The sequence below is a fragment of the Bradyrhizobium sp. BEA-2-5 genome (assembly GCF_032918025.1).
Classification (GTDB): Bacteria; Pseudomonadota; Alphaproteobacteria; order Rhizobiales; family Xanthobacteraceae; genus Bradyrhizobium; species Bradyrhizobium pachyrhizi.
Genome location: NZ_CP136629.1, coordinates 1,996,887 through 2,012,005 on the forward strand (window position 1 = coordinate 1,996,887; position 15,119 = coordinate 2,012,005).

At 60.2% G+C, this 15,119-nt stretch carries 9 protein-coding genes; 5 read left to right on the forward strand and 4 right to left on the reverse strand.

Features of this window, described 5'->3' with window-relative positions:
* Nucleotides 1-2 precede the first annotated feature (2 nt).
* From RX327_RS09365 to RX327_RS09375, 3 genes are all read right to left on the reverse strand, one after another.
* Nucleotides 3-2,219 carry an NAD(P)-binding protein gene (locus RX327_RS09365; RefSeq protein ID WP_317250103.1) on the reverse strand — a complete coding sequence of 739 codons (2,217 nt, stop codon included), beginning with the start codon at nt 2,217-2,219 and terminating at the stop codon, nt 3-5.
* Nucleotides 2,216-6,103 carry an AAA family ATPase gene (locus RX327_RS09370; protein WP_317250104.1) on the reverse strand — a complete coding sequence of 1,296 codons (3,888 nt, stop codon included), beginning with the start codon at nt 6,101-6,103 and terminating at the stop codon, nt 2,216-2,218. Before RX327_RS09370 ends, RX327_RS09365 begins: the two co-directional genes overlap by 4 nt.
* Nucleotides 6,104-7,143: 1,040 nt before the next feature.
* Complete coding sequence (locus RX327_RS09375; protein WP_050387525.1) at nt 7,144-7,785, reverse strand: FAD-dependent oxidoreductase; 642 nt, start codon at nt 7,783-7,785, stop codon at nt 7,144-7,146.
* A gap of 401 nt (nt 7,786-8,186) precedes the next feature.
* Between RX327_RS09375 and RX327_RS09380 the strand changes: the two genes are divergently transcribed.
* From RX327_RS09380 to RX327_RS09400, 5 genes are all read left to right on the forward strand, one after another.
* A complete protein-coding gene (locus RX327_RS09380) occupies nt 8,187-9,173 on the forward strand; it encodes a transporter substrate-binding domain-containing protein (protein WP_244482627.1) in 987 nt (328 codons plus the stop codon).
* Between the two features lie 786 nt (nt 9,174-9,959).
* Complete coding sequence (locus tag RX327_RS09385; RefSeq protein ID WP_050387524.1) at nt 9,960-10,898, forward strand: hypothetical protein; 939 nt, start codon at nt 9,960-9,962, stop codon at nt 10,896-10,898.
* 124 nt (nt 10,899-11,022) lie between these two features.
* Nucleotides 11,023-11,886 (forward strand): ATP-binding cassette domain-containing protein, encoded by an 864-nt coding sequence (locus RX327_RS09390; protein WP_317250105.1) that lies wholly within the window; start codon nt 11,023-11,025, stop codon nt 11,884-11,886.
* Between the two features lie 5 nt (nt 11,887-11,891).
* A complete protein-coding gene (locus RX327_RS09395) occupies nt 11,892-13,436 on the forward strand; it encodes an ABC transporter permease/substrate-binding protein (protein ID WP_050387598.1) in 1,545 nt (514 codons plus the stop codon).
* Nucleotides 13,437-13,529: 93 nt separating this feature from the next.
* Nucleotides 13,530-13,940, forward strand: coding sequence for a hypothetical protein (locus RX327_RS09400; protein WP_028333433.1), 411 nt, complete (start codon nt 13,530-13,532; stop codon nt 13,938-13,940).
* Between the two features lie 527 nt (nt 13,941-14,467).
* On the opposite strand, the gene RX327_RS09405 is transcribed toward RX327_RS09400, so the two are convergent.
* Nucleotides 14,468-14,704 (reverse strand): hypothetical protein, encoded by a 237-nt coding sequence (locus RX327_RS09405; RefSeq protein ID WP_028352098.1) that lies wholly within the window; start codon nt 14,702-14,704, stop codon nt 14,468-14,470.
* Nucleotides 14,705-15,119: the final 415 nt, after the last annotated feature.

Sequence of the window (15,119 nt, forward strand, 5' to 3'; positions counted from 1 at the left end):
CCTCATTCAGCGGGAGCGGGCGCGCAGCTGCGCATAAAATCACAGAGAGACACATATTGTCGGGTAGCGTGGAGGAAACGCTCGCCGGGAATTTCGAGCTCTGCGCCGATGATCGCGCGCGCCGCCTGCATTCCCGAGATCACGGCTGTTTCAACGCATTCGGTGTTGAAGCCGGTGTCGATCCAGGTTCCGGCGAGGTACAGGTGCTTGAAGCCGGACTCGTCGGTCTTCAGGCGCCAGGCGCTGGTGCCGGCCGCGGTCGCGACACAGCAGTCCCAGGGACTGATATTGGCTTTGACGTGCTGCGCCCTGATCCGGCGATAGTCGTCGCGATCCTGGTCGTCGTAGAGCACGGTCCAGTCAAACGCACCGTTCGTCATCACCTTCGGCCAGATGAATTTGGCCTTGTGCTCGAGCCAATCCAACGTCTTGAGATAGGCCAGCAGATTTGCCATCTCCTGGGCATGCCGGCTTGTCCGCGGCGCTGCGTACAATTTCGAAGGGAAGACGTCACAGAGGTAGTGAAGCGAATAGGGAGGGTCGCGGCGCTCATATCGCAGGAGCTGGGACATGTCCGCCCAGATGTCGAGAGGATTGGGGCCTGACACCAGCGCGGGCTTTTGTCCAGACCAGCCGAGGCCGGCAAGCGAGCGCGTGCTCCAGAGCTGAACTGCGATGCTGGGCACCAGGCGAAGCTTTGCCGCCATATTCCAGAAGCCGGTGCTGTAGTTGTAAAGGTCGTCGAACGGCTCGTGCTTTTCTTCAATGCTAAATAGGCCTGGTCCTGGTCCGGGCGGTCGCTCGACACTCTTGTTGCCCGTGAACTTCTTGAAAGCGCCGAGCGGTATCGCCAGGACGACATCGTCGAAATCGTCGACTCGTGTCTTTACGTCGGTGTCGACCCGCTCGTTGCACCAGAACGATTCAAAATCAACGCAGCCGTTCGGGGGCGCGTCGAGGTGAAGCCAGTCGGGTTGGCTGCTCCAGCCGAACAGTCCATGGCCAATCGGCACGGTCCATTCATAGCCGCACTTCGGTATCGCCTGCACGTCAAAGTGCAGTGAATCGACAGATCGCCCATCCGACGAGACCCTGATATCGGTCAGTTTGTGAAAGAACCGAAACTCGACGTCTCGCTGCTTGAGTATCTCGAACAGGGGAGCGACAATCACTTCGCCTGCACCGGCCTGCAGCTCCCACGCCACGGCTCCTTGATAGGTTCCGAGTGCTCGAAGCAGGACCTGCACCGCGGTTCCTGCGCCGTAGCTCGCGTTGGCGATGTCTCCGTCCGGATACTGAAACATCGTGTCGTAGAGCGCTCTCACCATTGGCGACTGCCTGACCAGTGAGGGCTCGGCGCCATGACGGACCAACCAGCGGCGAAAGTCCTCGCCGTCCATCTGCTGGATGGATCGTTGCTCAATCACGATGTCGTCGAAAATGCCGTCCACCAGCGGCCACGCTAGTCGCAAGGCCTGGTCGAACAAGTGACCAGCTGCGGTATTCGCAAAGGTCATATGACAACTAGCGCCAGCAGCGCCCTGAAGCACCCGGCGGACTAATTCCATGTCCGCGCGGCCAAACGAGATCATGTCTTCGTCGAGATGCGACAGCCATGCCGAGGCAATCTCCAGACAGGTTCTTGCCGTCACCACACCGAGTAGTCTTGAGGGTGGAAACAGCGGATCGTCGCGCATTTTGATCGTTTCGATCGAAACTTCGTCGAGCTTGACGATCGGCGAGTTTGACCCGAGCGCATAGTCGTGGAAGTCTATCAGCAGTCCTATCGCGTGCGACAGACAATTGGCGATGCTGAGGTCAGCCGGTTCTCTGCCGGGTATACCGATCTTCTTCGATGTCGGAAAGTTGACGTCATACACCCTCGGCTTGGCCCCATCGGGATCGCCGATCGGCGTGTAACCCTGTGGGAGAATCAAGGTGTTTAATTCGACTTTCGCTCCTTCCCGCGGCAAGTTCTGGTAGACCTCAGCCAACATCTGGAAGGCGTTCAGGTAGTGGCCGAACCAGATATGCAGGCCATGCTCGATGTTGCGGCCCTGCGCATCGCGCCCGCTGGCGCACTTGCCTCCGAGCCGCCATCCCAGCTGATAGACCGTGACGTGATATTGCTTGCGCAATTCCGGTGTAAGGCTGAGCTGATAGGCGGCGGAAAGTCCCGCCATTCCGCCGCCCACGATGATGATGCGGCGTTGGCTCAAGCCTGTCTCCATTGCGACGACGGCGATGGATGGACACGTTTCAGTTCGGCGAGCTCCTTGGCGGCGCCGAGGCGTTCAAAGATGTCGGCCGCCTGCCGCAGGCGAGACTCACGCTCAGGATCGCTCGCGCTGGTCGCAAGGCCGGTTCGATAGATCGCCTGCGCCTGCTCGCGGGGGGTTTGCAGCAGCTCGGCCACTTCGCCGGCGCGCTTCCAATTCTCGAGCGCGCGCGCCGGTTGACCGGTCAGGAAGCACAATCGGCCGTTCATTAACAAGCTGTAGAGACGGCAGATCGGCGATGTTCGAGCGAGCCGGGAAAGCTCCCGGCACGCCAGCTTCGCCTGGCTTTGAATGTTCGAAGAGACCGCGCCGGAAGCTTGCTCCCAATGGCTCAGTAAGACATCGGCGATTCCTGCCGGTCCGAAGGCATATCCGCCCCACACAACGCCGCATTCGCGCAAGATTGGAAGTCCCCGTTCCGCAAGCTCAAGGGCGACCGCGGCCTCGCCACGCTCGAGATAGCCGGCCGCGGCCACGCCCGTGCAAAGCAATTGTTCGGTGCGGATCAACCGCTGGCCCGCCAGCGCCTTCAGTTTGTCGAGGCATCCGTTATCGGCCCCGCCCCGGGTGATGTCGATCAATGCCCGTAAGGAAAGACTCCAAGCGCGAATCTGCGGCGGGGAATCGTCGGAGAGTTCCGCGAACAGCCTGGCAAGCCGCTCGTCGGCGAGCGAAATATACCCCCGCAACAGCGCTATGAAGATCAACATCGTCTCGCTGTTCTGCGCACGTTTTCGGTCTCCTAGGCGCTCGTAACAACGTCTTGCATGCTCGCCATGCGCCTCGGCATTGTCCCATTCGGCGAGGCCGTAAGAGAGAACGCCGAGCACGAGTCGGACCCGCGCGATCTCGGGCAGCGAGCCGTAATCTTCCGCCAGTTGGATCGCGCGCGCTGCGTAACTGCGGCCGATCCCCACCATGCCGGACATCCCCATTCCGAGCGCTAGCGCGCTGTATCCTCGAATCGTCTCCGGGGTCGCGCCGCATTTTTCGGCCAGGTTCAACGAGGCCAGGGTTCCGTTGAGCACGGCCAGCGAGTCATTCTGGTAGAAATACTGCTCCGACAGAAATTCGTGCATATGAGCGACGCGCTGCATGTCGGACCTGTCCTGCTCAGCCAGGACCACTTGTTTCGACGAAGTAAACCGTAACCTCAACTGGGTTGCGGCGTTGCGAATAAGCGCGCCGATTCGTTCGGTCTTGCTCGCCGGGAGACGATGACCAAGCAACTCCATCGCGCGGTGGTAGTGGTTGGCGGAGCTCTCGTAGTCCGACAATTCGTGACAAGCGTCACCGAGGATGACCTCCCAAGCCGCCTTGCGGCTGCGTCCGATCTGGATTGCTTCGCGCTGCGTGAGATCGAATAGCTTCTCCACGTAACGGATCGCTTCGCGGTTTGCCGAGTTGTTGCGCGACTGTTGCGCCGCAAGCTCGAGGTAAGTGATCGCCCGCAACGGCTCGCCGCCAAGTTCGAGATGCCTTGCCAGGCGCGCATAATTCGGTTGCAGCTCCTCGGCGTGATGCTGCTCGATAAAGCCGGCAATCCGCCGATGGAGGGTTTTTCGCTGCGCAAAAGACAAGACATGATAGGCAACCTCCATCGTTATGGAGTGCCTAAACACAAAGGAAAGTGGCCGCGTCTCGCGATCGAGTTGCAGGAAGTCGAAGTCGATCAATCGGCGGATGCATTCCGCCTTGGTGGCAGCGGACAACTCCGGGACGATTTGATCCAGCAACTCGGAGGAGAAGGCGTCGCCGACTGCGCTGGCGGCCTTGAGCACCAGCTGGTCGTCGAGCGATAGCAGGTCGATCCGGCTGACGATTGCGCGTTCAACGCTGGTCGAGAGCGAGATACTGGAATCGGCGAGGCTCTGTTCATCGAACGAACATATCCCCCGCGTAACCTGAATCTTTCCAGTGTCCCTGAGCGCGAGCGCGAGCTCCTCGCTGAAGAACGGATTTCCACTGGCATGACCGTAGACATATCGCACCAGTTCCGGCGGAACCTCGGACGATCTCAGGCGCCGTTTCACCAGCAGCCGCACGTCGTCGCGCGACAGCCGGTCGAGCCGCAGCTGCAGCGATGAGGCGAGTTCGACGGCAAGACGCTGCTCTGCGATCGCTGTCGTCTGGGTCCGCTGAGTAACCACGATCAGGAAGTCCGAAAGCCGGCGCGCGACGGCGCCAAGCAGTTCGATCGAGGGGCCGTCGAACCAGTGGACGTCCTCCATCAGGAGGATGCGAACGCTCGATCGGCGTAGGATGAAGATCACGAGTTCTTCGATCGCGCTCGCGCGAGCCGAGCCGACGATCTGTTCGGTGAAGGCGAATTCGGAAAATCCCAGTGGAATGACTTCTTCGAGCAGCGGAAGCCAATTCAGCAGCGACTCGTTTTCGAGCAGCGCTTCCGACAATTCGCGTCGAACCCGCGGTCCGTCGCCCGGTCCTTCAAACTGCAAGATCTGCCGCAATACGGCGCGCCACACGAAATAGGGCGTCGATCTTTCGATCGCCGTGGCATTTGCAACCAGGACGGCGTGATTGTCGGCCTGCGCCGATCCGATGAAGTCTTCGAGCAGGCGCGATTTTCCGATGCCGGCTTCGCCTGCAATGAGGACGAGCTTACCGGTTCCTGTCTTCAGACCGTCGAGACAGCTCCTGAGCATCGCGGTTTCGCTGACGCGGTCGATGATGGTGCGCCGGGGTGGAGCATGGAAATCGTCGGTTACTGCCGCCGGACTGAACGCCAACATCGATGCGCCCGTCCCCTTAACCTGGAGATGTGGCAGCAGATTGAACACGATCCTGCGCCCGACGGCCTGGGCCGTCGTGGCGTCGCAGACGATGTCGCCTTGTGCGGCCTCGGCGAAATGCGCGGCCACATTGATCGCCTGCCCAAAAATCCCGAATGTCCTTTGATCGAGGCCGCCATAATTGCTGCAGAACAGGCGGCCGGTCGCCAGGCCGACAGAAATCGGAATGGCCTTCGCCTCCAGCTGGCGACGGAGGCGCAGACACGCCTCGACTGCCCTGAAGGGATCGTCTTCGTGGGCAAGCGGAGCCAATCCGAAGACGAGCGTAAGAGTCAGGCCCTTGTCGTCCATCAGGACCTGATGAACGGTTCCCTCGAGCCGTTCGGCGATTTGCTGGACGTCAACGACGAAGGCCTGCAGTCTCGTCAAGAAATCATCATCGAAATTGAAATCGGGGAGGCCGACCCGCGCCACTGTGAGCGTGCGAAACTCGCCGACCCAGTCGCTGGCATCGGCTTTGCCCGTGTGGCTTCCGAAGATAGTGCCGTCTATCGGTGCGACGGCATCGGGCGAGTTCATTCCAAGGAGCCGTGCCCCATAGGGCATGGGCTCGAGTTCGCACGAGCCCGTCAACAGCCGCGCGGCGTTTGCACACAACGCGATGTCGCCGATCGCGGCTTTCTGATAGGCGAGGCCGATGCTGTAAAAGGGTTCTCCGGCCGCAACATAGTGCCATTTGTCCTGCCAGCCGCCGAGCCTGCAGAAGAACACTTCGCCGGTTTCCACCGCCGTACGCGCACTGATCGCTTCTCGGCCCGGCCCGGCGGTCATGGCCTGTCGCAGCGCAAGGCCGCAGCGCACGGCCTGCGCGGTCGCGACGGCAGCGTCCGGATCGACCCAAATCGCGAGAATGGCGTCGCCGGCGAAAGCGACGATGTCGCCTCCCTCTGAATCAATCACGTCGGCCAGTATGGCAAAGCAATCGTTGATGAAGTAGGTAAGGCTTTCAGCGCCGTCGCCGGCAGCTCGGTCGGTCTTCGCTGTGAAGCCGGCAATGTCGATAAGTAGCACCGCCGCGGTCCGGGCGTCCGCGCGAGGGTTGTTGGTCCACTCCTGAGACCGGAGGCGTGCATTCACCCATTTTGGCGTGTGGGCGGCTTGCTCCCTCGCGACAGCTCCGGCAGGCATTGCACGACCTCGGCTCAATGGAGCCGGAATGGAACCCTGTCTTGGAGAGAAAATCAACAAACCTGCGGTTCTCGGACCGCCGGAGACCGTCAGCGGTCTTGTCCAATTGCTTTGACACTATGCCTTTATGTCTAAAAATGCCTTTTATCACTTCGGTGGCATGCGGGCTGTGGGGTGGCTCACAATGATCGTCAAACTTCGGGTCCGTTCGTGATCCGGAAAGAACGCGACCACAGGCGATGACTTGTCACTCACACGCCGAGCAGATGTGGGCTTGAGCGAGGCTCGGTGTTTTCATGTCGACGTGCACATGAAGGGCTGGCCGAGCCGTGTGCATGACGCGGCGCGAACGCGCGCCAAAGGACGGTCACTGGCTCTCTTAGCTTTCGACGCTTTGCTTTCGTTCCAGTCTTCATGAGGCTGCGCCTTCTGAACAAGCTCAACTTCCAAATTGAGGCTCAACGTATTGAAAACACTGGAGCGGAAAATGACGTGGCGATCCCGGCAGGAGGGATATCTCAAGCAAATTCAATGGCATGGACTGGATAACCCCGCGAATAATGCCGCCATTGCCCAGCGTTTTCGTTGTGGTGGCTGCCGTGTTCGTCGCTGAAAGGGATATTGAACAAAACGGACTAGCCATTCTGCCTGTCGCGGGGGCTGCCCGACTGCAGGGATTGGATGGTTTTCAGTGCTGTGGGTTGACCAGGATCGGCTTACTGGTCGGGACTGCTAGCCCGTCTCCGTGGGCCGTTCGAACGTCGCGATACTTGCCGAAATTTGCGGAAATCTCCCTTGCGACGGGCGACCGGGAAGGTCCCCAACCTCTCCCGACTGGGTCGCAGGCGATACATTCTCGAACCGGTGCGCTTGCGAGCCTATGCTCAAGCCGATCTGTCCTGCCGCCATCACCGCAGCCCGGGTCAAGATCCCTCCGTAGGTGGGGTAGGCTCAGCCGCGACGTTCAGCCGCTTCGTATCTGCGACCCAACCCACCGCCACAACCGCAAGCGAGGCTTCAGCATCCAACCGGGCTCCATTCTTCGTAAAGACCATGCGCACGCCAGCGGGTGTCTTCGCGAACGCCTCGATGGTGCCGAAACTCTCGTGCACCGCTATTCCCGATTGCCGCAGGGCGATCGCGGCCGCAGCTGAAATGTCAGCGTCTTCCGTGGCCAGAATGCGCGGACCGGCTTCGAACAGCTGAACGCGTGAGCCGAATGCATTGAAGATCGAGGCAACCTGAACACCCGTCGCACCTGCCCGACGACGATCATGGATGGCGAGACCGAAGTCAGGGCCCATGCATCGCCGTGGGTGCCTGTCAGCTCGAAGCCGGGGGATAAGCAGTAGCCGGCTCTCTCCGCCGGTGCAAATGATGATCTTGTCGGCGGAGATCCGCAGTCCGGCGCTCGTCTCGATCGTGTTCTTGTCGATGAAGCGAGCTGCACCTGCATTCTGGTGGACAGAGCATCTTGCCGTGCAGTTGCAGTTGAAGGATAGCGCCGCGAGCTGACGGACCAACCGGTCAACCGACCATGCTGAGAACGCAGCTTCGGCCGTCACCCGCAACGTCGACGATCGAGCGTCTGCGTTGTGGAATCCAACCTGAGGTCAGTTGGCCCTCCGGACATGGCCGAAGACTCCTTCGCCATTGTTTTGACGGACAGGTGTGTGACGAAGTGCTGCCAAGAGAGTAGCGGTGCTCTGGTCGGCAATCCCGGTATGCATCGAGGTGAGCAATGAGTTCATTCGAGGCTTTCCCGTTAGCTCTGCACGACCGCGACTTGGGAGGGGTCTCGCGTGAGATGGCTGCCCACAGCGCCAGGCGGGGAGATCCAATCTCGCAACGCAAGCGGACGTCGATTCGACCGGTCTGGTTATGCATCTTGACGCTGGCGGTGGCCGCGTTCGGCTCCGGCGCCCTTCACGCACAAGCTGCCACGGCCCCTGACAGGGAACTAGTCGTGGCGACCAAGCAGGCCCCTCCATTTGCCATCAAGCAGCCGGATGGGAGCTGGAGCGGTATGAGCATCGCGCTCTGGAAAAGGATCGCCGATCAGGCACACCTACGTTTTCGCCTGGTCGAAACCCAGGGCGTGCCGGATTTGCTGGACGGCGTCGCAAACGGCAGATTCGACGTTGGCGTCGCGGCGGTCACAGTGACTGCCGAGCGTGCGCGCAAGGTCGATTTTACACAGCCGTTTTACAACACCGGGCTCGGCGTTGCGGTGCCGGTCAACGAAAACCCCTGGGTCGCGATCGGACGGGCGCTTCTCTCTTTCGGATTCTTCCAGGCCGTCGCGGTGCTGCTTGGTTTCGCAATGGCGGTCGGATTCCTGATCTGGATGCTGGAACGGCGCAAAACCGAGCACTTCGGTGGCGGCGCCAAGGGACTCGGCTCCAGCTTCTGGTGGTCGACCATCGCCATGACGCAAGCGGGGGCCGCTCAGAATGCTCCGACAACCCTCCCCGGCAGGATCGTCGCAATGGGATGGATGATCGCTTCCGTGATCGCGATTGCGGTGTTCACCGCCGGTATCACCTCCACCCTGACGCGCAGAGGGCTCGAGGGCGCCGTTCACGGCTTCAACGACCTGCGTTCCGTGCGCGTCGGCGCGGTCGCGAACTCCGCGACTGCCGACTACCTCGCTCGTCAGCGGCTTTCGTTTCGAACGTTTCCGGACATCCAAGGCGGCCTCTCCGCGCTGGGGCGCGGGACAATCGATGCCTTTGTTCATGACAAGCCGTTGCTGACCTGGATGGTTCGCAGCGACTTCTCGGCCTCGGCTCGCGTCGTCGATACCAGCTTCAGCAGCGAGAGCTATGCGATCGTACTGCCCAAAGACAGCGCCTTGCGGCCGATGCTCGATCTCGCCGTACTCGATCAAATCGAAGGTGATTGGTGGCAGCAGACAGTGTTCGAGACGCTTGGAAACGCTCAATCTCGCTGACGATACCCTGCGAGGAGCCCGGTCCGTTCAGTGCTGTCAGGCTCTCATCGTTGGAGCGGAACCGACAAAGTTCCGAACATCGGCCTCGCGAGCGATGCAAACCGTCAATAGCCCTGTGCGCATGCGCGAGTTGCTGTTCCACCAAATCAGCTTCAAGCTTGGTTCATCCTCGGCGTGGCGACTTGGCGCATTTTCTAACATGGCCCCCAAACCACGTGCGTGAGTTGCCGTTGCCGAGGAACTGCTCCAGCGCGCCTTATCCGTAGGCCGAGTTCGATCCATCGGCCAACTACGCGGGCCAATCATTCCCATCTGAGCGGCCTTCCTATTGGCGCGGTCTCAACCTGTTGTCGGCAACTGTGCTGGTGCGAGTGCATTCCATGCTTCTGCGAGATGTTCTCCGGCGCGGCGACTGGCGCCACCGGTCACGCAACGCGAGCGTGATATCCCAACTGTCGCGTCCGTGCCTGACCAGCATTGTCGACTATCGAGGCCGGCTGCCCGCACGCTTTCATTCGTGCAGCATTAGAATTGATTTCTTTCTCTGCCGGAGCGACCGGCGTGTTCGGCATCATCCTGACCGCACATCAAGCCGCCCCAACCAGCGATGGTTTCGAAAAAGAGGCCGCGTTACACGCGCGTGCACATCGGGGCGCAGCGCAGTTCCACGAAGCGAGGTTGAAAAAGCGCAATGGGTTTATGCGTCGGTCAATCTCTACAATAAGGTATCAAGCACTTGAACGCAGCAGCCGTCGAGTGGCTTGTAAGTTGAAATAGGAGACCGGGTTGCAAACACATTTTTCGCGCATCAATCAGTCCAAGGCCGTCTTCGATGATATTTATGCCCTGGATGATCCCAGGGCGTATTTCTCTGTCCTGGGAGATTTGGATTACATGATCCCGGACGTGGCTGAGCCGGTTGTGCGCCAAATTCTGGCAGCGAAGGTTTCGGAAACCGGCGTCAAGCCGACCGTGCTTGATGTTGGCTGTTCATACGGAATCAACGCAGCGGTGCATCGGTTTCCACTGACTTTCGGGGGCTTGCGCCATCGCTACGCTCGACGCGAGATGAGGGCGATCGGTTCTGAGACATTGGTGCGTCTCGATCGCAATTTTTATGCGGCCTGGCCGGATGTCGGTCTCGCGCGATTTATCGGTCTCGATGTATCGGCGCCGGCGATAAGGTATGCAACGGGTGTTGGTCTGCTTGAGCAGGGCATTGTCGCAGATCTTGAAACGGAGGCGCTCTCGACGGACAGCGCGCATCTTATCCGATCCGCGGATGTCATCATGTCGACGGGGTGCATCGGCTACGTCACCGAGAAGACGTTTAGCAAGATTCTCGATGCGACGGAGAAGCGTCCATGGATCATTTCGTTCGTGCTACGAATGTTCCCGTTCGATTCTCTAGCCGCGACGTTCGCGAAGCGTGGCCTTGTGACGGAGCGTCTTGCCGGCGCGACTTTTATCCAGCGTCGTTTTCGCGATGCTGATGAGTTTGAGAGTTGCTTGGCCAGCCTGGCGGCTCTTGGCATCGATGCCACCGGTCTTGAGTCGGAAGGGCTGTTTCACGCCGATCTGATGTTGTCCCGGCCTGAGGCGGATGCGCGCGCCGCTCCCCTGGAAGACATCGTCACTGTTGCCAGCGGCAGGGGGCGTCCGATCGGACCCCGTTATGTCCATGTTGAGGGCGACGACGGCCTGCAGGTCGCGCTGGAGCCGTGACGGGCTCGCCTTCCGAAGATGGGCGTGGGTGTGACCCAGGAACCCGTGCACCCAAGTGGATCATGCCCTGACTCCTGCTTGGCTACTTTCTGCCAGTTCTGCAGTCTACAGGGAGGCCCTGTTCATGACAGCTTCGCCGATTTCGAATCCGTCTAATTCCGCGCCGTATATCGAGATCGATGCCGTATCAAAATCCTACGATGGGGGGCGGAGTGTTGCTGTTTCCAACGTATCGCTCGACGTACAGCAGGGTTCACTGGTCGCGCTCGTGGGCGGCTCGGGATCCGGCAAGACCACGCTACTGAAGACCATCAATCGACTGGTCGATCCTGACGTTGGAGAAGTCAGGATCGACGGAGTGCCTGTAAGCGAAGCCGAACCGCCGATGCTGCGGCGGAGCATCGGCTACGTCTTTCAGGGGATCGGTTTGTTTCCGCACATGCGAGTTGCCGACAACATTGCCGTAACGCTCAAATTGCGTGGCTGGCAGGCGAGCGAGATCGAAGCGCGGGTGGCCGAGATGCTGGATATGGTGGACTTGCCGCAGGATTACGCCAGCCGCTTTCCGCACATGCTGTCCGGAGGTCAGCGCCAACGGGTCGGCGTCGCGCGTGCAATCGCCGCCCGACCGCGCATTGTTCTGATGGATGAGCCGCTGGGTGCACTCGATCCTGTCACCCGCGACAGCCTGGGTTCTTCCTACCGCGAGCTGCACGACCGGTTCGGCATGACGACGCTGATGGTGACCCATGACATCCAGGAAGCTGCGTTGATGGCTGATCGAATCGTCGTCATGAAGAACGGCCGCGTACTTGCGGACGATACGCCGCACACTTTGATGATGGGCTCTGGTTCTGACGATCCGGACGTGACCGCCTTGATGGAAGTGCCGCGACGTCAAGCGGAGCGCATCGCCGCGCTTGCGAACTCAGAACGGACCTGCCCGTGCCTGATGCCGGCGCTGAGCTGCTTTCCAGTGCCCGATTAGACGCCTTGTTCGACGCCTGGCGCCTGCTTCCCACCTATCTCACACCGCATATTGTACTTTGCGCCACGGCGCTTGCGCTTGGACTACTCGTCAGCCTGCCGCTGGCTGCCCTCGCGGCGGAACGACCATGGCTACGCAGGCTGGTGCTTGCGATCGCGAGCTTGATCCAGACCATACCGGGACTTGCGTTGCTCGCACTGTTCTATCCGTTGCTCCTTGCGCTCTCGACATTGACGGCACGGCTCTTCGGCTTCGGCATCCCCGCGCTGGGATTCCTGCCGACGCTGATTGCATTGACGCTCTATGCGATGCTTCCGATTTTGCGCAACAGTGTGGTTGGCTTGAATGGCGTCAGTCCTGCTATCGTCGAAGCGGCAGAAGGCGTTGGTATGACGCCTCAGCAGATTCTGACACGCGTCAAGGCGCCGCTCGCCACGCCCGTCATCATGGCCGGGGTGCGGACTGCAGCTGTATGGACGATTGGAGCAGCCACGCTTTCCACGCCCGTCGGCCAAACCAGCCTTGGCAATTACATCTTTACGGGGTTGCAAACCGAGAACTGGGTTTCCGTGCTGTTCGGCTGCATCGCCGCGGCCGGGCTTGCTCTGATCACCGACTTCTGTCTCGGTCTCGTGGAGACAGGGGCGTCTGAACGCAGCAGGAAGCGTGTGGTGTTCGGTGTCGCCGGACTTGCCCTCGGCACGCTCGCCGGTTTCACGCCGCTGCTCTCGAACGAAGCAGAAACCTATGTCATCGGCGCGAAGAGCTTCTCCGAACAGTTCATTCTGGCGAACCTGATGGGTGACCGGCTGAAGGCTGAAGGAGTCGGCGTAACGCGCAAGGATGGGCTCGGTTCGGCTATCGCCTTTCGCGCGCTGGCTCACAATGACATTGATGCTTACGTCGATTACTCCGGCACGCTCTGGCGCAACGTTATTGGTCGCACCGATATGCCGTCGCGCGAGGAGATGCAGGCGGAGATCGTCCGCTGGATGAAAGCGGAGCAGGGCGTCACGGTGCTTGGCGCGCTTGGTTTCGAAAACGCCTACGTTCTCGCGATGAAACGGGAGAGAGCGCAGGCACTAAACGTCACCTCGATTGCTGATCTTGCTCGTGTTGCACCTCAACTCACCATCGGCGATGACCTTGAGTTCCTGGGGCGACCGGAATGGCGCTCGCTCAGGAATGCCTATGGTCTGTCGTTCAGAACGCGACGCTCGTTCAATCCGACGATCATGTATCATGCTCTCGAGGCCGGCGAGGCCGATGTCATCTCCGCGTTCTCGAGCGACGGGCGTATCGCGGCGCTTGATCTTCTCGTGCTGGCTGACCCGAAGCACGCGATACCTTCCTATGATGCGCTGATCCTCATCGCGCCGAAGCGCGCCGCCGATGCGCGGCTGAAGCGAGCACTTGCTCCGCTTGTCGGCTCGGTTCCCGTTGAGGCTATGCGCGCCGCTAACCTCTTAGTCGACGGTGATACGGACAAGGCGTCTCCGGAAGAGGCAGCGCGAGCCTTGGCAAAGGCCGTGCATTTGCAGTCACGATAAATACGAGAACACGATCAGGAGCGTTCTCGTTCGAGGCTCGACCATCGCCGATGAGTCGCGCTCGAGGTCCCGAACGAAATTGCGCGTCTTGCAATGAGCGATCAGTTCGGCAGCGTGGTCGGGCGCCGTTGGCAATGCTTTTGCGGTGACGCGAAGCTCCGGTCCAAGCTGGGGGCATTCGGATTCATAATGACGCCACGAATCGTTGTCACGAACGTACAACCGTATTTGGGGATGACAATGCGGGCAAAAAGAGTGGAAAGGGCGGTTGGTTCCAACCAATCGCTACTCGAGCTGCTCCAGGCAGAACTTGCAGCCCTCAATTCGCAAATCGAAGCGATCGAAAAGACACGGGCAGAAACGCAATCGATCGATGAGTTGAGAGAGTGTGCGATCCGCGCGTGTCGACGAATCGACGAGATTCGTTCCGTCGTTGCCGCCGAACAGTCGAACGACGCGCCCAAGAGCGCAACTCCTGAATCTCCGTCTACAGTTGCCCGTTGAAGCATGTTCGAGACGCTGTTTTAGGTATCGCCGGCAGCGTGGTCCATCTCTCGGGTTCCTGGGCACTAGACGCGATCAAGGCGCTGGCCGAGGGGACGGCGATGCTCCGCTCGCTCGCCTGCGGCGGTCGTCCTGAAGGCGACGACGAATCTCGGCCCGCGCCATGCGCTTGGGTACCACCCTAGCCAAAATCGTCCGATAGATCCCAACAGCCGCGCGTGTCGCAATCAGCCAACTTCCGGGTGTAGCGCGATCAGCAAGATCGCCACCGCGACCACTGCGAGCCAGCATTCAGCGGCGATGATGGCCCATTCGGTGCCTGTTCGAGTTTTCATTGGCGCCACCTTTTTCGACGGCTCCGACGTGAGTCTGAGGGGCTTCAACGTCGAAGCCGTCTTCGCCAGTGCTTCGGACTATCCGAGTTTGATGCGCTGCGGGGCTCGGCTGATCCGAGCGATTGATCAGATCACACTCGGCCTTGGATAGAAGTGCACTTTGTGCCAACACAACCAGTTCCGCTGCCCGTCCTATCGTGCGGCACCCAACTGTGTTGCCGCGAGTGCATTCCAGGCCAAGCCGAAGCTCAGTCCGATGGACGACACTTGATCCGTGTTAAGCGCAAGCCTGATTTCCCATCCGCGTCCATGCTGGCGTGAAATCAAAACCTCGGACGATCCAAATCCGCGCACGTCGCGTTTCCATTCACGCAGCATTAGAATCAATTCCTTCTCTTCCGCGCTCACTTCTATTCTCGACATCGCCATCACCGCGCATCAAGCCACCCCAACCGGCAAAGCTATTGAGCGCGGGAACGCCGCGTCAACACGCGCGCGTGCATATCCGACAACGGCACTTGATGGCTGCCGACCCATCTCGCAAGCTCCGCTGACGCAAGCGACGGCCCCGACGTGCTGTCTGAGGGCCGCGCCGGAGCCGTCTTTGCCAGTATTTCGGATTGGCCGAGCCGATGCGCGTGCTCGGTCGATCCGATGCACGCAATGAGATCACAACCGCCTCGTGATGGGATGTGCAGTCCGTGCCAACAGCACAGGTTCCATGGTCACGATTGCATCATAATCAATCAACAACCAAAACGCCCACGCGTGTTGCTGTTCCATCGAATGCGTTTCACTTTGGATTTTCCTCGGCGGTGGTGGGCAACTCATGATCCAGCACTGG

What these genes read in the sequence shown, in the direction of transcription:
- RX327_RS09390 (WP_317250105.1), top strand. Translation starts at nt 11,023, where the DNA reads ATGACAGCTTCGCCGATTTCGAATCCGTCTAATTCCGCGCCGTATATC.
- RX327_RS09400 (WP_028333433.1), top strand. Translation starts at nt 13,530, where the DNA reads ATGAGCGATCAGTTCGGCAGCGTGGTCGGGCGCCGTTGGCAATGCTTT.
- RX327_RS09405 (WP_028352098.1), bottom strand. Translation starts at nt 14,704, where the DNA reads ATGGCGATGTCGAGAATAGAAGTGAGCGCGGAAGAGAAGGAATTGATT.